The sequence below is a fragment of the Chryseobacterium viscerum genome, assembly GCF_025949665.1.
GTDB classification, from domain to species: Bacteria; Bacteroidota; Bacteroidia; order Flavobacteriales; family Weeksellaceae; genus Chryseobacterium; species Chryseobacterium viscerum_A.
In genome coordinates, this window is the sequence record NZ_JAPDFT010000001.1 from 1827681 (window position 1) to 1849874 (window position 22194).

Here is a 22194-nt window from a genome sequence, read left to right on the forward strand (position 1 = left end):
AGTTTATTCAAAATCCAATAAACCGTCTGTAAGCTGTTTCCATTGTATTTTAGCGGTTCCCATCATTCCTCCGGCAGCGATAACAAGATTCCTGATGGCATCAAAGAGCTTGGCATTGAGATTAGGTCTTTCATTTCGTCCATACACTGCTGCTTTTAAATGAGCAGGACTTTTTGATATCATAAAGGTAGAGCTTGCTCCTGAACTGTAAAAATGAGCAATATGGCGTTTCTTTTTATCTTCCGGATTTCTGGATGGTCTGCAGGTCATTGTTATACTTTCAGCAAAGCTGTTCTGGTAGAAACAGATATCTGTAATCTCTACCCAATCATATCCTTTAGCACCAGGTTCTCCAGGTCCTGGAATGTCAATCCTGATAAAATCTCCTTTTTGTGGCTCACGATCTACAGGATGGCCGCTGGAATTATAAAGTTTAAATGCTGCAAATGCCTCCCCACAGTAACTTTGCCATTTATTGACTGAGAAAAGCCTCTCTTTTAATGTTTCAAATTTTAGCGACATGGAATCCTGATCAAATAGTTTTCTGGTTTCTGTATCATGGAAACCTCCAATTTTTTGTTTAGGCACTCCTTTAAATTTTTTTGCACTCATACAATATGTTTTGGAGAAATTACTGCAAAGATTTTTTAGATTTTTATGAGTAGAGTCATAAAAAAGTTAAACATTTGTTTAAATATTGTTTTAAAGAAGCTTTGTTTTTATAATAATTCACTTTTTACAACTTCTCTGTTTGGGGTAAAAAACGGCATACAATTCATCAGGACGCGAATTATATTTAGCAGGATATGTTTTTGTGTAAAGAATTTCGGAATCCTAAAGAAAACTAAAATCATTTAGAGAATAGTTATTTTTACTTAAAATAAATAATTTTTAAAAAAAATGAGCTTATGATGTTTTGCATAACATGATTTTTGTTTATATTTGTGAATCGAAATAATTTTTTTTCATCATTTGTGTTTTTTTAAGGTCTCCATTTGTGGAGACCTTTTTATTTTCAACAATGTCATAATTGAATATTGATTGTTGAAGTGGAAAATGTTATAAAATGTGAATTATATTCTTTTTTTAACAAGTTAATTTCTTTTCTATAAAGGAATACTGAATGTTTTAATATCTCTATAAGTCTCTTTTTTACCATATTTTAACTGCCCCTGCAGTTGCTTTAAACGGCTATTGAATTGTTTTAATAAAATCAGTTGGCCTGAGATGCATCACAGACAGAAAACTTCTGGTGTAGGCCTGAACACTCTTGTACCCTACTTCATAAGCTGTTTCTGAAATCGTAAGATTCCCAGAACTTAAATACTCAAGACTCTTGATGATACGAAGCATTTGTTGGTATTTGCTTAGGGTAAGACCTGTTTCTTTTTTGAAAATACGTTCAAGTGTGCGGAAAGATAAAAGTGCTTTATCACTGAGGTCTTCCATTTTGATTTCCTTGCGGTAATGATTGTGCAGATATTCTATGACTTTAGTAAGGCGTTTATCTTTAGGAAGGCTGATATGAAGAATCAGGGAATGCTCTACAAACTGTGGAAGTTCATTGAACAGCGCTTTCAGGAATAGGTTCTCATTATGATCCGGAGTCATAAGTTTAGACCATTTCTCTGCATATTTTATCATTTCTTTCAAAACAGAAGGAACAGAAAATACACTCACTTCATGGTAGAAAGATTCTTTGGTACTGATCTCCGCAAACATAATCATCAGTTTGATCTTTTCAGAATGGGAATTTGTTTTGTGGACGGCATTGGGAGGTATCCATACAGCATGATTTTGAGGAAGCAGATAGATTTTTTCTTCAATAGTAATATACTGAAAACCACTCTCAACATATACGAGCTGACCTTTCTGATGGTGATGAAGAACATCATCATGAACCCAGTTTTCTTCAAACCATACGAAATAAGGTTTTTTCAGTTCATCTACTTTTATGCTGTCGTTAGCGTTCATGTCGTTTAAGGTTAAAACTTTGGCAAAATTAAACAAAATTACTATGTTAATTTTGCAGAAAAGTTTTTATCATGATGAAGAATGAAGTAAAAAAGAATGCTTCGTATGTTTTATTAATCATTAACGTTCTTGTAGTTATATTAATTTCCAGTAACCTCCGTTCACCCATTGTGGCAGTAGCCCCTGTATTAGGAGAGATAAGAGATGCATTGAAACTGGATAATTTTCAGGTAAGTATGCTAACCTCTATTCCACTGTTTATGTTTGCTGCATGTTCTGTGCTGGTAAGTAAGTTTTCTAATAAACTAGGTATCAGTACACTTCTAATATATTCTCTTATTATTTTAAGTTTTGGTTTATTTTTACGAATCAGCGGTTCTCTTTGGCTATTGTTTTTAGGGTCTATATTCATTGGCTTAGGAATATGTATCGGAAATGTGGTCACCCCGGGATATGTTAAAAATAATTTTCCGAAGCAGATTGGCCTCATGACAGGAATTTTTGCAGTATCCATGAATCTTACAGCGGCTTTGGCTTCTGGTTTCAGTGTGAAAATCGGGGAACTCACCGGGTTTGGATGGAAAGGTTCCCTGGGAATCTGGCTGGTGATTGCAGCACTAGGCTTTCTGGTTTTATCATTGGAGTTCATATTTAATAAAAGAAATCCGAATCAGCCCAAAACGGCACTCAGTACTTCTGATTTTAATATGTTTAAATCTGCCCAGGCATGGAACATCAGTATTTTTATGGGGCTGCAGTCTTTATTCTATTATTGTCTGGTGGCCTGGCTGCCTTCATTTCTTGCAGATTTTCATATGCAGGGGGAAAGCTCCGGATGGGTTTTCTTTGTAATCCAGATTACCATGATTCCTGTGACGTTCTGCTGTCCGATTATTGCCAGCAAGATGAAAGATCAGAGACTTATGATTCTTTTTATATGTGCTCTGATGTTTGGAAGTACAATGATGTTTGTTTTCATGAAATCTCAGTGGATCTATGTAAATGCTGTTATTATAGGTATTTCTAATGGATTATCTTTCAGCCTGTCAATTCTGTTTTTTTCTACGAGAACGAAAAGCAGTATCAATGCAGTTAAGATATCGGGAATGGCACAGTCTGTAGGATACCTGATTGCGGCATTTGGGCCTCCTTTATTTGGAAAACTTCATGATTGGGATATTTCCTGGAACAGTTCATTTTATTTGTTAAGCTTTGCGGTATTACTGATGTTGTATTTTGGAATGAAAGCTGCGAGAAACAAATTTGTAGAAGACTAAAAAGGATAACTAATACAATAAAAAAGGATAGAATTTCGGTTCCATCCTTTTTTATTATGTCCTTTAAATTTTAACAGCATCACATAAAAACAATTTGCTATCTATTTACAGGCTAAAAATGAAGCTCCACTTCTTCTCCATCTTCAAGGATAGAGCATTGTTTTCCTAATCCATTTTCATTGATCTTTTTCTGGATGAATTCCCGGTTTTCTTTACAGTGGCTTACGGCTTCCAGATGGGTTACCCAAATGGTGGACTCAGGAGCGTATCTACAGACTTTTACAATGTCTTCGCTCGTCATAATTATAGGATCTCCCACTGAGAAAGTAGCAGCTCCTCCTGCAACAATGATGTGTTGTGGCTGATGTTGAGCAATTTCTTGAGCAATTTCATCATACCAGATAGTATCTCCTGCAATGTAAACTGATTTATTTCCTGTCTTAAAAACAAAACCATTCACAATTCCCATTTTTTCTCCGATTTCTCCGGTTCCATGCTGGCCTTTGGTTGTAGATATTTCAATATTATTCCATTGAAGCTGATTATTCACCGTAACAACACTTGTAAATCCCTGTGCTTTAATTTGTTCCGAAATAGCTTCTGAACAGATGATTGGAATATTTTTATTCAGAAGTTCGATAGCTGTGGCATCCCAATGATCAGGGTGAAGATGGGTAACAGCAACTGCATCTATTCCTCTTAATTTTTTATTTAATTCTTCTTTATTAAAAGGCAGGTCTACGAGAGGGTTTAGCAATTCACTATCTGTCATAGGCATTTTTCCCATAGAGCCTTTTTCTCCAAGCATTGGATCTACGAGGATGGAAATTCCATCAATATTCAATAGCAATGTTGCATTGCGCCATAATTGTAATTTCATTTTGACTAAGTTTGTAGGGCAAAGCTATTGCCTGATTAAGGTAAAACAATCGAAGGTTACCAAAAGGTTAACCATAAATATTCAATCGACTTATGAATTTTAATGAATTTAAAAATTGTGGATTAAGACGAAGCCTGGATATTCTTTCGGGTAAATGGAAACCGCTGATCCTGCACAACCTCTTTGAAGAAGATCAGGTGCGTTTTGTGGAACTTTGGCGAAATATGCCCCGGGTTTCCAAGAAAGTACTTTCAGAGCAATTGAAACAGCTTGAAGAAGATCTTATTATTGAACGGATTGAAGTCTACAATTTTCCGCCTGAAGTGTATTACAAATTAACCGAAAAAGGTCAAAAACTGGGTCCTATTCTTTCTGAGCTTCATTTGTGGGGTAATGGACTGAGGTAAAACTCTTTTTTGTTACTATCTGACCCTATTCTAATAAAATGTCTCTCATATAGCAAAATCTGAGTATCTCTTTACTTTTCTTAAATTTTATCATACATTTGGAAACTCAACTTAAAAATATATTAGGGTTACATATTATAACCTCAAAATTTTTATAAAAAAACCAAACAATGAAAAAACAATTATTATTTGTGCTTACTCTCGTAGCACAAGCTTCTTTTGCTCAAATTATTTCCAAAGATCCTGCGTTTGCTTCAAACGGAATTTACAACCTTCAAACGGGAACCTCTTATCTGGGAGAGCTAACCGAAACAACCAATACGGTATTTTATCAGTCCTTTGACGCCAATACTAATCAGTTAATCATCTCAAAAGCGACAAGTTACAATGGTTCTCTTGATTTGACTTTTGGAAATAACGGTAAAACGGCATTGAATTATGCATCAGACGCTCTTGTTGGATTTATAAGACATGCCAATGATAAACTGACGTTACTGTTAAAACGATATGATTCTGCAAATAGTATTAATTATTTAGATGTAGTTCGGTTACTTTCCAACGGGCAATTAGACTCTTCGTTTTCAAATGGCGGAATAAAGGTATTAGCCAATTACTATCAGGATAATTTCAATATAAAAAATAACCTTATAGAACAGGGAAATAAAATCATTGTTTCTGGCATTGGTATAGATTCTTTCGGACACCTTGATTCTTATACTCATACATTCAGATTAAATGCCGACGGCACATCAGATAACAGTTTTGGGAATAATGGTGAACTATCGGTGTATGGGATTCCCCGTATTATTTTGGATCATCAGCTCAATCTTATTTTTTGGGGACACACTACCATAAAAAAATATACTCCTGACGGACAGCCTATGACTGGATTTGGGAACAATGGAGAAGTTTTGTTTGATGGAGTGGATGCTAATGTTGTAAAAATAGATTCGGGTAATAAAATGATATATGCAAAACTTGGAACATCCAACCCTGCTACGATAGGAAGAGTGAATGCTGATGGGACGCCGGATACCACATTCAGTTATAATGGTACACTTGGCCTTGAATTTCACGATATCTATGAGAAAAATGGTTCTTATTATGTTGCAGGTTTTGCAGATTTCAATAATGCTCCCGCTTATTATATCACTAAACTTAATCAAAACGGATCTGTTGATTCTATATTTGGAGAATATGTAGAAACCGATTCTAATTTACTCTATCATTCTGTTAATGCAATAAAGGCTTTTGATAATAATATAATTGTATACGGAGACGGACCTACAACAGAGATTGTTAAATATCTTTTAAATAATACTGTTACATTATCAACGAGAGAAGCTGTAAAAAATAACCCTGAAATTACTTTTGAAAGCCCTGTACAGCATGATTTTATTTATCAATCAAAAGAAAAAGTTGATAAAATAGAGATTTATTCTCTTGATGGAAGACTATTAAAAACTTTAATAGAAAATCATTCTGATGTTTCTGAACTTTCTAAAGGAGTTTATTTGGTAAAAGCTATTTTTGAAAATGGAAAATTTTCTACAAAAAAACTAATTAAGAAGTAAAAAAATATATTAAAAAAACTAATAACAATTCTATAAATGAGAAGAATCATTATACTGACTTCCTGTGCATTAAGTGCATGGGTGACGGCACAGATAACACCGCCGCCTACAATTCAAAGATCAAATACCACATCCCGCGGCCTTACTGTAAATTCTAGAAAAGGGACATTAATTGAGAAAAAAATCATCCATCTGGGTAAATTTAAAAACCTCAATATTCAAAAGATTATCACAAAAGATATGTCTGATAATTCATCAGAAACTTTGCTGGGAATCATGTATGAATATGAAACCTTCGACGAAATATCTAAAAAAACACTTACGGTTGACAAAAATGAGTTGGGAAGACTGATTCAGGCTCTTCAGACTGTGGTACAGAGAGAAAATGAAAAAGCGAATCAGGAAGCAAAGTATAAATTTGTTACCATGAATAATATTGAATTTGGGAGTGTTTACCGGGAGAAGCTTTCTTCGTGGGTTAATTATATAAAAATCCCATCCAATCATTTTAATCAGAATTTACTGGATTTCAATAAAGATGAATTGAAAGAATTGATTACTATTTTGAGGAAAGTAGAACAGGAGCTCTAAGAAAATCAGGCAACTATTGCGGAAATAATACGCTGAATATAAAACCCTAAAAACCTTATAGGTTCTGGAAACCTATAAGGTTAAAAAAATTAAAAAACTATTACTTGAAGGGATCATTTAATTTCTAAACTGATCCAGAACTTCCATAATATTCTGATATACAAAATCCAATTCTTCGGAGGTAATACAATATGGCGGAACCAGATAGATTACATTTCCCAACGGCCTCATGATAATCCCTCTCTGTAAGAATTCATTGTAAAGCTTCTTCCCTATTTCATTGAAATAAGAAGTACCATTCCCGGTTTTAAAATCGAACGCTAAAATAGTTCCGATCTGTCGAACCTTTTCTACATGAGGATGTAAAGCAATTGCCTTCACAAACTCAGAATGTTGATGAGTAATGCGGTTGATATTCATTTGAGTTTCACTTGTAAGTAGTAATTCCATACTGGCAAGAGCCGCTGTACAGGCTAAAGGATTAGCCGTAAACGAATGCCCGTGAAATAAGGTTTTATGACGGTCGTCAGAAAGAAAGGCATTGTAAATCTCATCAGAACAGGTCGTGATTCCCATAGGCATGGTTCCTCCGGTAAGTCCTTTTGAAAAACACATAATATCGGGGATTTCTGTAAGATAATCTGCTGCGAAAAGCTTACCGGTTCTTCCAAACCCTGTAAAAACTTCATCCTGGATCATAAGAATGCCTTCTTCTCTGCAAAATTTCATCAGCTGGCTAAGATCTTCAGCTTTATACATTAACATTCCTGCAGCCCCTTGAACTAAAGGCTCATAGATAAAACAGGCTACTTCATCAGCAAGCTCTTTAATCTGCAACCGAAGGCTTTCCAGGTTTTCTGCATTGGGTGTGTCAATAAACACAACTTCAAACAGCATGCTTTCGAAAGGTCTTGTCCAGAAACTCTTTCCACTTACAGACATGGCCCCGAAAGTATCCCCATGGTAGGCATTTTTAAAAGCTAAAATCTTCGTCTTCTTTTTCTCTTTATTGTATGCATATTGAATGCACATTTTTAAAGCAACTTCTACTGCTGTAGAACCATTGTCCGAATAAAAAACTTTCTCCTGGCCAGCCGGAAGAAGTTTGAGTAAATTTTCCGAAAGCTTTACAGCAGGTTCATGGGTAAATCCTGCGAAAATCACCTGTTCCAGTGTATTCAACTGCTCAAAAACACGTTGTGCAATATAAGGGTGTGAATGCCCGTGCAGCGTTACCCACCATGATGAAATGACATCCAGATATTGGTTTCCTTCATTATCATAAAGGTAAACTCCTTTTCCCTTTACAATGGGAATAATATCATCAGCTGTTTTCATCTGCGTATAGGGATGCCAGTTGACAGCTTTATCTCTCTGTTGCAGGCTGATTTCTTTTGTTATTGTATTCATATATTGATGTAAAAAGTAATAATGAGTGATGAAATTGGATCTAATAATAATTTAGTTGAATATGTTGTGTTGAATGTTGAATTAATCGCAAATACACTAAGATTTTCTGCAAATGATCCGCTCGCAGATTTTGCAGATTTTTTTCATAGTTATCTGCTTAATTTCCATAATCTGTGAGAGAATAAAATTTACAATATCCAATTTTATCGGAGATAAAATCCTTGCGCCTTAAAATATTACTTACTACAAAAGCTTTTGCGCCTTTGTGTTTTCCAACTTATATAGCAGTATATAAAAATTCAAAAACAAATTTTATAACAAGTGCTATAATAACAGTAATCCAACTCATCACTCATAATTTATCATTCATAATTATCTAGCAGCATGTTTCTTTTTTCATCATAGGTTTCAACCCTAATGTCTGCAGCATCTGCATATCTTCAGAAACTCCCGGATTAGGCGTCACCAGTAAGGTTTCTCTTTCTCCTGTGAAAATAGAATTGGCACCTGCCATAAAGCACCATGCCTGTTCTGTTTCAGACATTTCTATACGGCCGGCACTTAATCTTACCATAGAAGAAGGCATTACAATTCTTGCTGTAGCGATCATTCTTACCATTTCCCACGTGTCTACTTTTTCATTATCCTCTAAAGGTGTTCCCGCTACTCTTGCTAATGCATTGATAGGAACAGATTCCGGATGTTTTGGCATCGTTGCCAACGTCAGAAGCATTGAAATTCTGTCTCTGTGGGTTTCACCAAGTCCGATAATTCCTCCGGAACATACTGTGATCCCTGCTTTTCTTACATTATTTATCGTATTGATTCTGTTGTCAAAAGTTCTGGTAGAGATGATTTCTTCATAATATTGCTCAGAAGTATCAAGGTTGTGATTGTAAGCATATAATCCAGCTTCCTGAAGTCTAATCGCCTGTTCTTCGGTAAGCATTCCCAGTGTACAGCAAACTTCCAGACCAAGATCATTTACACCTTTCACCATATCAATTACCCTGTCAAAATCCCGATTATTACGAACTTCTCGCCATGCCGCAGCCATACAGAATCTGGAAGACCCGGAATCTTTTGCTTTTTGTGCATGGGCAATTACCGTTTCTGTAGGTAATAAAGCCTGTACTTTGATATTGGTATGATAACGGGCTGCCTGTCCGCAGTATGAACAGTCCTCAGGGCATCCGCCGGTTTTGATAGATAACAGTGTAGAAATCTGTACTTCAGAAGGATCATGCCATTCGCGGTGTATAGTGGCTGCTTTATAGATCAGTTCCATCAGAGGAAGGTGATAAATTTCCTCAATTTCTTCTTTAGTCCAGTTGTTTCTCAATGTTGTTTTTGTATCCATTATCCTATTTTTGTTATTGTTAATTGCTTTGCAGCATTTTGTATAGATTCCTTATTCGTATTGTTGATTTCAGGAATCTTTATAATTTTTGTTTCTTTTTCGATAAAACTGCAGATCACTCTTTCTGTATCTTCGGGGAAATTCCCGTTAAGAATCAAATATTCCAGTTGTATATCTCTCTGTCGTAATGCTATGATTGATAATAAGCTATGATTGATGCATCCTAAATAATTTCTGACTACCAATCCTGTCGGAAGATTTAATTCTTCAATCAGATCTATCATGAAAGTAGTGTCTGAAATGGGCACCATAAGACCTCCGGCTCCTTCTACAATCAGTGGATTTTCTGTTTCTGGTAATTGAAAATCATTCAGATTGATGGTAATATTTTCTTCTCTTGCAGACTGATGTGGTGAGGCAGCCAATTGCAGACGGTAGGTTTCCGGATGACACACATTAGTATCTGTCCATGTTTCAATTTTATGACTGTCCGTATAGTGAAGATCTCCGGACTGTATGGGTTTCCAGTATTCTGCTTTAAAATGCTGAACCAAAACGGCTGAGCAGACTGTTTTTCCGATTTCGGTTCCTATTCCTGTTATAAATAATTTCATGTTTTCGTGATTCGGGATTCGTGTTCCGGGTTTTGAAAGGTTATTTCTTTAGTTATGTTGTTGCTTTAAATAAATTCTTTAATAATTCCTGTCAGTTTCATAATTTCCTCTTCTGTATTAAAGCTGTGGAGGCATATTCGCAGACGTTCACTTCCTTCTTTTACCGTAGGGCTGTATATGGCGTAGGTTAAAAAACCTTCCTCAGATAAAATGTCCTGTAATCTTTTAAGTTTTTGATTATCCGGAATTACAATAGCCTGCACCGGGCTTGTTTCTGCTGATGGAGACTTTAAATTTCTGCTTCGGAAAATTTTAATATTATCCTGAAGCTTTACTGCTAGTTCATGATGCTGATCTAAAAATTCATATCCTGTTTTTATACTCATCCACTGAAAATCCTGTGCTGATGTAGTATAAATGAAAGGGCTTGCAAAATTTATCAGGTAAGATTTCACCGTTTCGTTACAGAGAATTGCTGCTCCATGAGCCCCAAGAGCTTTTCCATAGGTCACAACTGCTGCTGACACATGTGTCTGTAATTGATGTTTTTCAATCAATCCATATCCGAATACACCGAAAGAATGAGCTTCGTCTACAATCAGAGAGGCGTTGTATCTACCAGCAAGTACAGCGATTTCCTGAATAGGAGCAAAATCTCCTTCCATGGAATAAAGACTTTCTATCGCGATATAGCAATGACCTTCCTGTTTTTTTAAAATATTTTCAAGATCTTCAGGATCATTGTGTTTGAATTTCAATTTTTTAGCATTCGAAAGTTTGCACGCATCATGTACCGACCGATGAATCTGTTCATCCACAATAACAACATCATGACGGTTGGGAAGTGTAGAGAATAAAGCCAAATTTGCATTATATCCTGACGGAAAAAGTAATGCAGATTCAAACTGATGTTTCTGCGCAATTTCATCTTCAATAGAAATTGCAATTTCACTATTCCCGCTGATTAACCTTGAACCCGTACTTCCGGAAAGAAGCTGTGGATTATCTGTAATCTTTTGCAGCAGCAAATGTTGAAGTTCTTTACTTTTTGCCAAACCCAGATAATCATTGGAATAAAAATCAATTCCATCAGATGGAAGCTGCAAACGTCTTAATGTTCCCTCCTCTTTTCTTTTGTCAAGAGATTCCTGAAAACGGGAAGCATTACTAAGCATAATTCAACTGAGCTACTTCCTGAGTAATAGCATTAATCCATTCTTCATGCAATTCTTTTTCTATGGTCAGAATATGATCTGCATGGTGTTTCCAGTCTGGTGAAAACTCATTAAGTTGATGGATCATTTCCTCTAAATGTCCTTCTTCTTCCAGAATAATAGATTTTACCATAATTTTAGAAGAAGCTTCTGTAAGTGTCTGTTGATAAACGGGATAAAGTTCATCGGCACGAACCTCAATAGCATAGGTTACAAAAAGATAAGCTGCATATTTAATATCTACTTTATCAAGATTGAAAGCTTTCTGAAGATAGCGGCAGGCTTTAATATCCAATGAGTGAAGATATTGGCTTGTAGCAATGGGCGCCAGAAGCTCTGTGCTTTCGTAGGTTTTGCAGAGTTCAGGATTGATTTTTCCGATTTGTTTTTTTAAATAATAAGCATGCCGGTGCTCTTCAGCGGCATGTTTCAGCTGGATCTGAGAAACCAATGTTGGATGTTCACATTTTGATATTTTCCTTGCACCGGCATTTTCCATAAAAGAAAGTGTGTTCAGCCACTTGGCGTGGGTGTTTCCTTCCTGTACAATTTTTTTTAACAGATGATGAAATTCCATAGATTTTTATTTTGATGTCAAAAGTAGTATATTGCCGGATGGTTGTATTGTGCCAGTTTTGATATTATGGATAGTCCGGTTAAGATTCCTTACGAAAGTTTTATTAAGATTGATAGAAAATCAGAGACATCTATCTATTTACAGATTGCCAATCAGCTGATCAATGCGATTCAGAGAGGGTTTTTACCTTTCGGAACCAAGCTTCCCGGGACAAGATCCTTCAGTGAAATGTTGGAAATCCACAGAAATACGGCTGTTGCGGTGTACGATGAATTGTCGGCCCAGGGCTGGACAGAGAGTTTTCCCAACAAAGGAACCTTTGTGATTGGAAAAGATCAGGAAAAACCTGTGAAAGTGAACGATTTTGAGCAAAATAACCTTCAAAACTATCCTATTTCGACTGGTTTTTCATTCAAAACATCCAATATTCTCGATAATCCTTTTGAACATTCTGACTGTGAGTATGTCTTTAATGATGGGGTACCGGATATCCGTTTAACCCAAATCGGACAGCATTCGCGGTTTTACAGTTCTATCCTGAAACGTAAATCTAACCAAAAAGCTTTTGGACATTATAATCATGACGGAAGTGAATTTTTTAAAGAACATTTATCCCAATACCTGAATCTTTCCCGCGGACTTCCTATTTCTAAGAACAATCTTCTCATTACCCGAAGTACGGAAATGAGTATTTATATTGTTTCCGAAATTCTTCTTTCGGCTGGAGATACTGTATTGGTGGGTGCTTTGAGTTATTTTTCTGTTAATATGATCTTTATGAAAGCTGGGGTTGATATTGTTTCTATTCCCATTGATGAGGAAGGAATTATAGTGGAAAGTGTAAGGGACGCCTGTAAAAAGCAAAAAATACGGATGCTTTATCTGACACCTCATCACCACTATCCTACTACCGTTGCACTGAGTGCTCAGAGAAGGTTTGAATTATTGGAATTGGCCAACGAGTACGGATTTATTATTCTGGAAGATGATTATGATTATGAATTTCACTATGATAAAAGTCCAATTCTTCCTTTGGCTAGTGCTGATACAAACGGAATGGTGATCTATATCGGTTCTTTTGGAAAATCTTTAGCTCCGGGATTCAGGACAGGATTTATTGTTGCTCCGGAGAATCTAATGACAGAAATGCGTAAATATCTTGGTATCATTGACCGCCAGGGAGATATTCTGATGGAAAGAGCGCTTGGGGAGATGATTGCAGAAGGGGAAATTAACCGTTATCTGAAAAAATCTTTAAAGGTATATCAGGAAAGGCGTGACCATTTTTCTGTGTTGCTGGAAGAGAATCTGGGTGATTATATTACTTTTCAAAAGCCTTCCGGTGGGCTTGCCATATGGCTGGAATGGAATATTTCGTTGAATCTGATGCAGCTGAGTCGAAACTGTGCAAAAGACAATCTTTTCATTCCCAAAACATTGCTGTATCAGAATAAAGGGCTTACGGCAATGCGTCTGGGGTTTGGAGATCTTAATTTTGAAGAGATGAATAAAGGAATTGAGGTTTTTTCGAAGAATGTGAAGGGATTGGTTGATGATTAAATTTCTCGCAGATTTAGGGAATTTTGCAGATTTTTTATAGATACTTATAAAGTTTGTGAAAAATTATATCATATTTCTTGCTGAAAGTCTTTGATTTTCTTGCGTCTTAAAAAAAATACAAAGAGATTAAAAAACTTGCGCCTTTGCGTTCTAAAACTAAGATACTCTTCTGATCAAAGTTTTTTGGAAATCGCAAAGGCGCAAGTTAAATTATAATACTTTATTTTAAGGCGCTAGGATTTTATCTGCGATAAAATTGATAATGAATACCTTTACTTCTCTTTATCAATTGTGAGAAGGAAAAACTACTTTGTTTTTCTTATGTTTTGGTTTCTTCTTTTTCTTATTCAAATAGATAATAAAACCGGTAATTGGTAGTGACAGTGCTATAAGTGCTGCCAGAAAATAGATGACTCTGGTGGTCAGTCCCAGGATGCTTCCAGTGTGAAGATCATAATTCCTTTCTCTTAATGCGGTTCCACATCCGATATTTTTGTTTTTATAAGATTGAGATTTTAAAATATCTCCTGAATATTGATCAAAATTAAAATGTTCATTCCTGTATTGCCTTCCGTCATAAGTAAGTTCAGCATAATAGGTTCCTTCTTCCGATCTCGGAAAATTGACAAGGGCTGATTTCTTGTCTTTCAACCCTTTTTCCATGGTATTTCCAATGAGATTGAGAATATCTTTACGGTTTGAAAATTCCTCGGAAGGAATTGTACTTTTGGCTTTCTTTTCTGTGGGAGTATTTCCGTTCAATGTGGTCTTTACCCATTTGTCTACATCTTCAAAGCTCCATATCAATGCGGAATAAGAGATTAAGAGTAAAGGAATAATGGCATAGAATCCCAACACATTATGAGCGTCATAGTTAATCCTTTTCCAATTGGCGGATGTTTTAATGAAAAACATTCCTTTCAGCATGGCTTTACTCATTTTTCGGGGATACCATATCACAAGCCCCGATAGAAGGATTACAGCCAATATCAATGTGGAATAACCGGTAATCGTTTTTCCGATTTTTTCACCCAGCAGAAGTCTTCGGTGAAGATCCAGTACAATTTCAAAGAAGTCTTTTTTGGCGTCTTCTACTTCCTGCACTTTTCCGGTGTAAGGATCTACATAAATTCGATAATAATAAAGATAAGTTCCCCAATACGTCCATGCTTCATCGTTCATTTTTAAGGTACGATATATATACGTTCGTGAGGGATCAGAAGGCATGACTACCCTTTTGACTTTCAAATCTTTTGGAAGTGCCTTTTCTGCTTTTTCCGTAAGCTCAGCTAATGAAAGTTTTTTTCTTCCGATGTTTTCAACAAAATATCTGTTGGGGTGAACAAAGTGTTTTAATTCTTCTTCAAAAGCCAGAATACATCCTGTAGCAGCCATGATAACAACTATAAGCCCGGACGTTAGTCCGAGCCATAGATGTAACTGATATGCAATTTTTCTAAACTTCAGTTTCATTCTTAAAATTTAAAGCTTACCTCAGCAACAAAATTACGAGGCATCTGAGCGACTACCACTCCCTGCCCTGCAAAATATTGTACATTGCCCAGGTTATTCATTTTAAATCCTAATCTGTATCTTTCTTTTTCAAGGGAGATGGAAGCATTCACTAAAGTATAGGCTGGGAATGCAAACTGTCCGGTAACGGTTTTGTTTCCGGTAATCTGTTTTCCAACACGGTTTACTCCAAAACCAACTCCAAGTCCCTGAAGTCCTTTGATTGGAAGGATATAACTGATCCATGAATTGAATACATTCGCAGGACCTGCAGACTCAGGGCGGCGTCCCTCTACAGTGGGATCTGCTTTTTCGTATCTGCTGTGATTGTAGGCATATCCGGCCATAATATTTAATCCCTGAACAGGGTTCATGATGGTTTCAATTTCAATACCTTTACTTCTTTGTGTTCCATCCTGAACAACAATGTTGTACTCTTTTCCGTCACGGATTACGCCACTTCCTCTCTGGATGTTATCTACAAGAATATCGTAGTATCCAACGGTGAAATTAATTTTATTTCTCCAAAGATTTCCTTTAATTCCTACTTCCCACTGATTTGCCATCTGAGGTTTCATCTCTCCGCTAATGTCCGGAAGCTGCTGTGCAACAGGTGCTGTATAGCTGAAACCATTCATATAGTTACCATAAGCAGATAGCTGATCTTTAAGGATCTGGTATACGATTCCCACTTTTGGAGACCATGCGGTCTGGTTGAAATCACCGGTACGTTTGTTATCATTCAGGTTAAGCTGTCCTTTACTTTCGTAATGATCCATACGCAAGCTTAAAAGGGTAATCAAACGGTCTGTAATATAAGTAACGTTTGAAATATAAGCTCCATAAAGGTTTGAAGCAGAATTATTTCTCACTAAAGGTGTTTTGCCTGCCTGAATGGCTGCCTGTGTAAATGCCTGGATTTTTTGAAGGGCAAGATCTTTAGAAATATTCGGATATCCTTCTAAGCTTTGTCCGTTGACATTATCAAAGACTACAATTGGAGAATGGTTATTATTGATTGTCTGATTCAGATAATCTAGCCCAATCAACACCTTATTTTTAATTTTACCAATATTAAATTGTCCATTGAAGTTCTGCTGAATACTTGTAGAAGAGGCTTCTGAATTCTGCCATTGTACGTTACGTTCCAGCATGGCATCACTTGTATTTCCTCTGATAAACTGATATTGATATAAACCTTCTGTTTTTCTGAAGTTTCTTGAAAGCAAAGTCTGTGAAGTCCATTGATCTGAAATTTTGTAGTTTGCTTCTGCTTTTACATTGATAGATGGAGCTTTTAAGGTCATATCATTATTGGAGTAAGATCTTTTCCAGTCGAAGCCTAACTCGTCAGGATTGTGGGCAAAATATTGCCTTGTTCTCGGAAGGAAAATAATTGGAGTATTAGTTCCTTCATAATTGTAGATCTGAGCTCCTAAGTTAAATTTCAATCTTTCATTAACCTGATAACTTACTGTAGGTGCTACAAAGAATGATTTCCTGAATTCAGAATCTCTGAATCCGTTCTGATACTGATAAGCGGCATTCAAACGGAATAACATATTTCTGGATTCTGTAATCGGTCCGTAAACATCAGCTGTTACACGGTTCAGATTGTAGCTTCCCATCAGATAAGAAGCTTCTCCTCCGAAATAATCTTTCGGTTTTTTGGTTACAGCATTAATCAAACCTCCAAAAGAAGTTACAGCACCTCCATACAATGTTCCTGAAGGTCCTTTGATCACTTCCAGACGTTCAAGATCGGCAGGATCTATTTCTCCGTTGGTGGTTGCCGGAACACCGTCTACCATAGATACTTTGGTAGGAAAACCTCTAAGGCTGTAGTAGAAACTTCCGTCTCCGGAACCTCTTCCCGGACTTCCCTGCATTTTTACCATTCCCGGAACATTTTTCAATACTTCCGAGATATCGTAAGTAAGCTGTTCTTTCATGATCTGCTGGTTGATGCTTGTATAAGCCTGCGGATTTTCAAGCACTTTCAATGGCATTTTGGCCACTGAAGTACTGTCTTTATCCAAAAATTTATTTCTGCTCACTGCATATACGGTAATTCCCTCAATCACATTATTGTGTAAAGGAGCGTAGATAGCAGGGATTTCATAGACATCTTTCTGAATGTGGATGGACTCCCTCATCAGTTCGATATCATTTAAAACCACCTGAAGCGTATATTCTCCAGGTGGCACATTTTCAAAGTAATATTCTCCTAAATTATTGGTTTTTGCCTGATAAGACGTGTTGACAAGCCTTAAAACAGCGTTTTTTACCGGTGCTTTTTCAGACAGCATGATTTTGCCATGAATTCTGTCGCCTTGTTGTGCAAAAAGCGAATTTGAAGATAAAGCAAGACCAAGAAGTAATATAAGGGTTTTAGATGTTTTCATGCTGTAAGTTTTGTAACAGGGGATAGTTTATTTTACCGTTTTGTGATAATGGGAATGATTCTATAAGTTCAGTGCGTACATATTGTGGGTTGATACGCAGTTTATTTTTAATGGTTGCGGTGATGATCTGAGGATCTATTTCCGGATTGTCATACAACACCACGATTTTTTTATCATTGGCATTCAGACATACGAAGGTATTGCCCTGCATTTCATTTTTAAGAATGAATTCTACCTCATCGAGATTAAGACGTATTCCGAAAAGCTTCATGATACGTTTTATTCTTCCTGTGATATAATAAATTCCATTTTCACCTTTTCTGGCGGTATCTCCGGTATGCAGTACGGAAGGCTGCTCATATGTGGCAAGATCTTCCAGTTTATTGGCATACCCTCCGAAAATACTGACATGAGAAAACAGCAATTCATCCGTTTCAGAATCAATTTTGAAGCTTCCTCTTTCTACCACATTTCCGATTGATGTTTCTTCTTCCAGCAATCCTTCTGTAGTAAGATAAGCCATTCTTCCTCCTGCTTCCGTTTGTCCGTATTGTGCAAAGAATTCCTTTTTAAATTCATGACAATAAGAGAAAATAGTTTTTCTCAGCTCAGCATTGATCACTCCTCCGGTATGGGTAAAATATCTCAGGCTTGGAGAATCTTTTCTGAAAAATCCTATTCTGTTCAGGTTTTCATAAAGGAAAGGAACTCCGCCCAGAGTACTGTAACCGTACTCTTCCATTTCATCCCAGAATGCTTTCTGCATAATGTCTTTATCTGTACACACGATTCTTCCGGCACGCATACAGTTGGTGGTGAAAATAGAGAATCCGTATACAAAGTTGATCGGAACATTTAAAGGAACCACATCTGTTCCCTGAATCGGCATGTACTGAAGGATGCTCAACGCATTCTGATAAAGGCTTTCGTCAGATAATTTAACCAGCTTCGGAACACCTGTTGTCCCTGAAGTACTCAAAAGGATTTTAATGTCAGGGTGAATGGTAACTTCACTCTTATAATCATTCTTTGCAAAGATGCTGATGTTGTCTGAGAATGCTTTCAGAGTATATCCTTCAATGGCTTCTCTTTGCGGATCAAAGATGTATTTCGGACGATATTCCGCCTCAATACGTTCTTTGAATTCCTCATGCAGTTTCTGTCCCAGTACCGCAATAGTGTGTGCTGTTCCGTAAAAATTGAGCAGCACCTCAATGCTGGACAGCTGATTGTCATTGTACAAAAAGAGCAGCCCTTTTTCTACCGGGTTTAAGCCTAAAGACCGGTACAGTGTTCCCACCGGTATTGTTGTACCGGTGGAAGCATCCGTAAACCCCAAGTTCTTGTTGGCAATTACATTTTCTAAAATTTTCATATGCTTAGTTTTCTACGAATACATCGTATTTTTTCATTTTTTCGCGAATCTTTCCGACGGTTCCCATCTCCAGGATATCGTTAAAATCAAACTTGATTTGATAAAACTGTTCAAGCGCTTCTACGATAAGAAGATGAGACATAGAATCCCATTCCGGGATTTCCTGATATGTTAGTTTTTCATCTACCAATTCTTTCTTTATTGCGATGGCAGAGGCGATAATTTCATAAAATTCTTCTGTAGTGTTCATTTTAAATTTTTATAGTTTTCCATTTTCCATTTTTAAAAATCATGAGGAATAGTACAGCCAAAACTATTTCCGAAGAAACAATGGCAGTAAATATTCCTCTCAGTTCCCACTGAAATCTTACTCCTAAGAGATAAGCCAGAGGAAGCTGAATCACATAAAACATCACGAGGTACAGCAACGTTACCTGCAGAATGTTTCCGGCCGCATTCAGAGCACGGCTGATCACCATAGTGAATCCTAACAGCAGATACGCCATCGATACCACATGGATGTACTGCACCGCATATCTGGCGACTTCAGGTTCTGTAGTGAAAAATTTCACTACGTATTCCGCTGCAAGCTGCCAGAATAAGGCTACCAGTACCAGATACGTCATGTTGATGGTTCCGGCTCTCCAGACTGTTTTTTCAGCACGTTCAGGTTCTCCGGCACCCAGATTCTGTCCTGTAAGAACTCCGGCAGCATTTCCTATTCCCCAGGCAGGCATCGTAGCTACAGAAGCAATACGCTGGGCAATGATATATCCTGCAAGCGCTGTAGTTCCGAAGGTGGAGATGATCTTCACCATAATCAGCCAGCTGGATGTTGGGATGATATATTGAACCAATCCTCCAAAAGCTATTTTCAAAATCTTTTGCAGTAATGGAATATCAAGCTGTAAAGGAACTCTGATACTGATGCTGGTTTTTCCTGTGGCAAATACAAAAGCTTGGTATAAAACCCCTAAAAGCCTTGATAAAACTGTAGCATAGGCCAATCCCATCAATCCAAAAGCAGGAATAAATCCTAATCCAAAAACCAGGATCACTGCAAAAATGATATTGGAAATATGGCAGATCCAAAGTGATTTCATGGCAATATCGGCATCACCAGCCCCTCTGAAAAGTCCATTGACAGACAAGCGGAGAATCACAAGCCCGATACTCAGGAAGACCAGTCTTGAGAAAGAAACACCTTCGGTTACCGTACTGGCATTGATGCCCAGAAAATCAACAATTTCTGATGCAAAAAAGCAGGAAATTCCACCAATAAGCACTGCAAAAAACAGAGCCAGCAAGATGATGTATTGGGCTGTTCTGCCCATTCCTTCTTTATCTTTTTCACCTGCTCTTCTGGCGGTCAGAGTTGCTGCTGCAATTCCCAAACCTACTGCTATGGCATAAGCAAAGTTGATGTAGTTATCTGTAATTCCCACAAGACCAAGAACCTTGTCGCCTAATTTTGCGATAATCAATAAATTGACACTCACAAAAACAGATTCCATGACAAGTTCCATCACCATGGGAATGGCAAGACTAAAGATGGAACGGTTGATACTTCCGGAAGTCAGTTCAACTTTCTTTCCGGCTATGGCTCCATACGTAAAAACCGCTCCTTCTTTTAGTATATGCAGGAATTTCCTCATACTGCTGCTACTGAATTTTTATTGGCAATCTGATACAGCGGATTAGGTAGTGCTCCGTCTTTTCTCGGAATGGCAAATGCCTTGTTTTCACTGTAACCGTTATTTTTCAGACGCAGACTGTTGATATAGAATCTTTTGAATGCAGGCACATACAGGTCATATTTTTCGTAACGTTCCTGAAGATGGGTATTCTCCGCTTTATAATTTTCTACACAGTTGTGAACCAGCTCCCAGAATGTTTCTTCATTAAAGTTGGAATAGGTATGCAAAGCATTCGACAGATATCTAAAGAAAGCATCAAAAACGCCAAGTAAAATAAACAACGGAATGTTTTCTTTATTGGAAGATTGAATCAAACCGTCCGCAAGATGTGCAGGAAGTTTTTCTCTTGCTTCTGTGGTAAGTACAATATCATCCACAAAGTCTTTGATTACGATTCTCTTTGGAACTCCGTTTTTCAAAACCACCATAATGTTTTCTCCATGTGGCGTTACACATAATGAATGTGTGTAATAGATATGTAACAAAGGCGTAAGATAGGCATCAAGATAGCTTTCAATCCATTCTTTGATACTTACACCTGCTTTTTCTGCGAATGCCTGAACCAATGGAACTCCACTCTCATCTACATAAAGCAGAGAAGCCATGGTTACCATTTGCTCATCTTCTTTCAGATAGTTTTCAGCACTTTCTCTCCATAATGCGCCAAGGAATTCATTATATTGATAAGGTACGCTCGCAATAGCTCCATATTGTGGGTGCAGATAGGTGATGGCAGCTTCTTCTCCCAAGAAAATAGTTTCTTTGTTCTCAAGGTAAGAATCATCTTTAATCAAGCCTTTTACCCAATCTGTAATGGCTGGAGCAATTTTCATCTGCTTAGGTGATAATCCTCTGATATTTCCCGTACTCAGAATAGAAACAGCCGTTTTCAGGTATCTCTTTTTAGGATGATCTACATTGAATAAAGTACGGATACTCTGCTGCGGACTGTAAGTATCACTACCCTCACCTAACTGGATTAAAAGCCCAGAAGCGATATCTCCGGCAAAATGAATCTGAAGCTTATGCTCCCACTGCCATGGATGTACAGGAATAAAATGATAATCTTCAACAACTTTTCTTTTGTTCAACAACTGCTGCTGAAAATCATTATATAAATCCTCTCCTATTTCAGAACGATAAAATTCTTCTCTGTTAATATGTTCCAAAGACTGGAATGACGATCTGCTTTTATGAGAAGCCAGCCAGATTACTTTTAAATTTTCATCGGCTTCAGGGGCATATGTTTTCAGATCACGTGGAGAAAAACCTAATCGGCTTTTGTTTACAATTACCCATGGATGTCCGGTCATATTATGCTCTACCGTCTGATAATCCGCATCTGCAAGCTCTTTTGAAGACATTACTCCTCTTGATAAGATTAAAGCATCACAATACAAAGTATGCAGTAATTCTTCCGTGTATCTTGCAATGGTATAAGGATCTAAGTCAAAAACAGTCTGCATTTCGAGGAAGAAAGCTGCTACATCTACAGAAGACAAATCTTCACCGTTTTCTGTTTTTGTAATGCTGTCTTTATCAATGTGCCAGTAATCCATCATTCTTTCCTGTCCGCGGAAGCTGTAGACAATATTTTCAACTCCGGTTTCAAGGGTAAAAACAGTATATCCGTTTTTATTTTCAAAGGTTACCACAGGCTTTAGAAGCTCTTCGTGCATCAATTCTGCGATGGTTTTAGCCATTAAATTTCTGTTGGCCTGATTCCAGTTTTCCTGGCTTACTGTATTTTTTAAGTTGGTGTTCATT

The 22194-nt window shown here is 37.1% G+C and carries 19 protein-coding genes; 5 read left to right on the top strand and 14 right to left on the bottom strand.

Going from position 1 to position 22194, the window contains the following annotated elements:
* Positions 1-3: 3 nt before the first annotated feature.
* Both OL225_RS08300 and OL225_RS08305 read right to left on the bottom strand, forming a co-directional pair.
* On the bottom strand, positions 4-612 hold the full coding sequence (locus OL225_RS08300) for a hypothetical protein (RefSeq protein ID WP_264517928.1): 609 nt from the start codon (positions 610-612) through the stop codon (positions 4-6).
* Between the two features lie 579 nt (positions 613-1191).
* Positions 1192-1974, bottom strand: a complete 783-nt coding sequence (locus OL225_RS08305) for a helix-turn-helix domain-containing protein (protein WP_264517929.1) — start codon at positions 1972-1974, stop codon at positions 1192-1194.
* Positions 1975-2045: 71 nt separating this feature from the next.
* On the opposite strand from OL225_RS08305, the gene OL225_RS08310 reads away from it, so the two are divergent.
* On the top strand, positions 2046-3251 hold the full coding sequence (locus OL225_RS08310; protein WP_264517930.1) for a CynX/NimT family MFS transporter: 1206 nt from the start codon (positions 2046-2048) through the stop codon (positions 3249-3251).
* Positions 3252-3363: 112 nt separating this feature from the next.
* Here OL225_RS08310 and OL225_RS08315 read toward each other — a convergent pair whose 3' ends face one another.
* Positions 3364-4131 (bottom strand): MBL fold metallo-hydrolase, encoded by a 768-nt coding sequence (locus tag OL225_RS08315; protein WP_264517931.1) that lies wholly within the window; start codon positions 4129-4131, stop codon positions 3364-3366.
* Positions 4132-4223: 92 nt separating this feature from the next.
* Between OL225_RS08315 and OL225_RS08320 the strand changes: the two genes are divergently transcribed.
* The 3 genes from OL225_RS08320 to OL225_RS08330 all read left to right on the top strand — a co-directional run bounded on the left by OL225_RS08320 (position 4224) and on the right by OL225_RS08330 (position 6703).
* Positions 4224-4538 (top strand): winged helix-turn-helix transcriptional regulator, encoded by a 315-nt coding sequence (locus tag OL225_RS08320; protein WP_047374793.1) that lies wholly within the window; start codon positions 4224-4226, stop codon positions 4536-4538.
* Positions 4539-4708: 170 nt separating this feature from the next.
* Complete coding sequence (locus tag OL225_RS08325; RefSeq protein WP_264517932.1) at positions 4709-6112, top strand: T9SS type A sorting domain-containing protein; 1404 nt, start codon at positions 4709-4711, stop codon at positions 6110-6112.
* A gap of 36 nt (positions 6113-6148) precedes the next feature.
* Positions 6149-6703 carry a hypothetical protein gene (locus OL225_RS08330; RefSeq protein ID WP_264517933.1) on the top strand — a complete coding sequence of 185 codons (555 nt, stop codon included), beginning with the start codon at positions 6149-6151 and terminating at the stop codon, positions 6701-6703.
* Between the two features lie 117 nt (positions 6704-6820).
* Here OL225_RS08330 and bioA read toward each other — a convergent pair whose 3' ends face one another.
* The 5 genes from bioA to OL225_RS08355 all read right to left on the bottom strand — a co-directional run bounded on the left by bioA (position 6821) and on the right by OL225_RS08355 (position 11878).
* Complete coding sequence (bioA, locus tag OL225_RS08335; protein WP_264517934.1) at positions 6821-8113, bottom strand: adenosylmethionine--8-amino-7-oxononanoate transaminase; 1293 nt, start codon at positions 8111-8113, stop codon at positions 6821-6823.
* A 376-nt stretch (positions 8114-8489) separates the two neighbouring features.
* Positions 8490-9473, bottom strand: a complete 984-nt coding sequence (gene bioB / locus OL225_RS08340) for a biotin synthase BioB (RefSeq protein ID WP_264517935.1) — start codon at positions 9471-9473, stop codon at positions 8490-8492.
* Positions 9473-10087: a dethiobiotin synthase gene (gene bioD, locus OL225_RS08345; RefSeq protein ID WP_264517936.1), complete on the bottom strand. Its 615-nt coding sequence runs from the start codon at positions 10085-10087 to the stop codon at positions 9473-9475. The genes bioB and bioD overlap by 1 nt, the downstream gene beginning before the upstream one ends.
* 65 nt (positions 10088-10152) lie before the next feature.
* The gene (locus tag OL225_RS08350) at positions 10153-11262 is read right to left on the bottom strand and encodes an aminotransferase class I/II-fold pyridoxal phosphate-dependent enzyme (protein WP_264517937.1); all 1110 of its coding nucleotides are present in this window, start codon (positions 11260-11262) and stop codon (positions 10153-10155) included.
* The gene (locus OL225_RS08355; RefSeq protein WP_264517938.1) at positions 11255-11878 is read right to left on the bottom strand and encodes a hypothetical protein; all 624 of its coding nucleotides are present in this window, start codon (positions 11876-11878) and stop codon (positions 11255-11257) included. Before OL225_RS08355 ends, OL225_RS08350 begins: the two co-directional genes overlap by 8 nt.
* 66 nt (positions 11879-11944) lie before the next feature.
* On the opposite strand from OL225_RS08355, the gene OL225_RS08360 reads away from it, so the two are divergent.
* Positions 11945-13438 (top strand): PLP-dependent aminotransferase family protein, encoded by a 1494-nt coding sequence (locus OL225_RS08360; protein WP_264517939.1) that lies wholly within the window; start codon positions 11945-11947, stop codon positions 13436-13438.
* A 285-nt stretch (positions 13439-13723) separates the two neighbouring features.
* Here the strand turns inward: OL225_RS08360 and OL225_RS08365 are convergent, their stop codons facing one another.
* Genes OL225_RS08365 through OL225_RS08390 form a run of 6 tightly spaced genes read right to left on the bottom strand, consistent with a single transcriptional unit; the run spans position 13724 to position 22193 of the window.
* Positions 13724-14911, bottom strand: a complete 1188-nt coding sequence (locus tag OL225_RS08365) for a PepSY-associated TM helix domain-containing protein (protein WP_264517940.1) — start codon at positions 14909-14911, stop codon at positions 13724-13726.
* Between the two features lie 2 nt (positions 14912-14913).
* A complete protein-coding gene (locus OL225_RS08370) occupies positions 14914-17355 on the bottom strand; it encodes a TonB-dependent receptor (protein ID WP_264517941.1) in 2442 nt (813 codons plus the stop codon).
* The gene (locus OL225_RS08375; protein ID WP_264517942.1) at positions 17342-18730 is read right to left on the bottom strand and encodes an AMP-binding protein; all 1389 of its coding nucleotides are present in this window, start codon (positions 18728-18730) and stop codon (positions 17342-17344) included. Before OL225_RS08375 ends, OL225_RS08370 begins: the two co-directional genes overlap by 14 nt.
* 4 nt (positions 18731-18734) lie before the next feature.
* The gene (locus OL225_RS08380) at positions 18735-18980 is read right to left on the bottom strand and encodes an acyl carrier protein (RefSeq protein ID WP_002979498.1); all 246 of its coding nucleotides are present in this window, start codon (positions 18978-18980) and stop codon (positions 18735-18737) included.
* A gap of 1 nt (position 18981) precedes the next feature.
* The gene (locus tag OL225_RS08385; RefSeq protein ID WP_264517943.1) at positions 18982-20385 is read right to left on the bottom strand and encodes an MATE family efflux transporter; all 1404 of its coding nucleotides are present in this window, start codon (positions 20383-20385) and stop codon (positions 18982-18984) included.
* Positions 20382-22193: an IucA/IucC family protein gene (locus tag OL225_RS08390; RefSeq protein WP_264517944.1), complete on the bottom strand. Its 1812-nt coding sequence runs from the start codon at positions 22191-22193 to the stop codon at positions 20382-20384. The genes OL225_RS08385 and OL225_RS08390 overlap by 4 nt, the downstream gene beginning before the upstream one ends.
* Between the last annotated feature and the right edge of the window lies 1 nt (position 22194).

Excerpts from the sequence above, each read along its gene's own strand:
- OL225_RS08330 (WP_264517933.1), top strand. The coding sequence starts at position 6,149 with ATGAGAAGAATCATTATACTGACTTCCTGTGCATTAAGTGCATGGGTG.
- OL225_RS08370 (WP_264517941.1), bottom strand. The coding sequence starts at position 17,355 with ATGAAAACATCTAAAACCCTTATATTACTTCTTGGTCTTGCTTTATCT.
- OL225_RS08360 (WP_264517939.1), top strand. The coding sequence starts at position 11,945 with ATGGATAGTCCGGTTAAGATTCCTTACGAAAGTTTTATTAAGATTGAT.
- OL225_RS08325 (WP_264517932.1), top strand. The coding sequence starts at position 4,709 with ATGAAAAAACAATTATTATTTGTGCTTACTCTCGTAGCACAAGCTTCT.
- OL225_RS08355 (WP_264517938.1), bottom strand. The coding sequence starts at position 11,878 with ATGGAATTTCATCATCTGTTAAAAAAAATTGTACAGGAAGGAAACACC.
- OL225_RS08375 (WP_264517942.1), bottom strand. The coding sequence starts at position 18,730 with ATGAAAATTTTAGAAAATGTAATTGCCAACAAGAACTTGGGGTTTACG.
- OL225_RS08310 (WP_264517930.1), top strand. The coding sequence starts at position 2,046 with ATGATGAAGAATGAAGTAAAAAAGAATGCTTCGTATGTTTTATTAATC.
- OL225_RS08390 (WP_264517944.1), bottom strand. The coding sequence starts at position 22,193 with ATGAACACCAACTTAAAAAATACAGTAAGCCAGGAAAACTGGAATCAG.
- OL225_RS08320 (WP_047374793.1), top strand. The coding sequence starts at position 4,224 with ATGAATTTTAATGAATTTAAAAATTGTGGATTAAGACGAAGCCTGGAT.
- OL225_RS08385 (WP_264517943.1), bottom strand. The coding sequence starts at position 20,385 with ATGAGGAAATTCCTGCATATACTAAAAGAAGGAGCGGTTTTTACGTAT.
- OL225_RS08350 (WP_264517937.1), bottom strand. The coding sequence starts at position 11,262 with ATGCTTAGTAATGCTTCCCGTTTTCAGGAATCTCTTGACAAAAGAAAA.
- bioD (WP_264517936.1), bottom strand. The coding sequence starts at position 10,087 with ATGAAATTATTTATAACAGGAATAGGAACCGAAATCGGAAAAACAGTC.
- OL225_RS08300 (WP_264517928.1), bottom strand. The coding sequence starts at position 612 with ATGAGTGCAAAAAAATTTAAAGGAGTGCCTAAACAAAAAATTGGAGGT.
- OL225_RS08380 (WP_002979498.1), bottom strand. The coding sequence starts at position 18,980 with ATGAACACTACAGAAGAATTTTATGAAATTATCGCCTCTGCCATCGCA.
- OL225_RS08305 (WP_264517929.1), bottom strand. The coding sequence starts at position 1,974 with ATGAACGCTAACGACAGCATAAAAGTAGATGAACTGAAAAAACCTTAT.
- bioB (WP_264517935.1), bottom strand. The coding sequence starts at position 9,473 with ATGGATACAAAAACAACATTGAGAAACAACTGGACTAAAGAAGAAATT.
- OL225_RS08315 (WP_264517931.1), bottom strand. The coding sequence starts at position 4,131 with ATGAAATTACAATTATGGCGCAATGCAACATTGCTATTGAATATTGAT.
- bioA (WP_264517934.1), bottom strand. The coding sequence starts at position 8,113 with ATGAATACAATAACAAAAGAAATCAGCCTGCAACAGAGAGATAAAGCT.
- OL225_RS08365 (WP_264517940.1), bottom strand. The coding sequence starts at position 14,911 with ATGAAACTGAAGTTTAGAAAAATTGCATATCAGTTACATCTATGGCTC.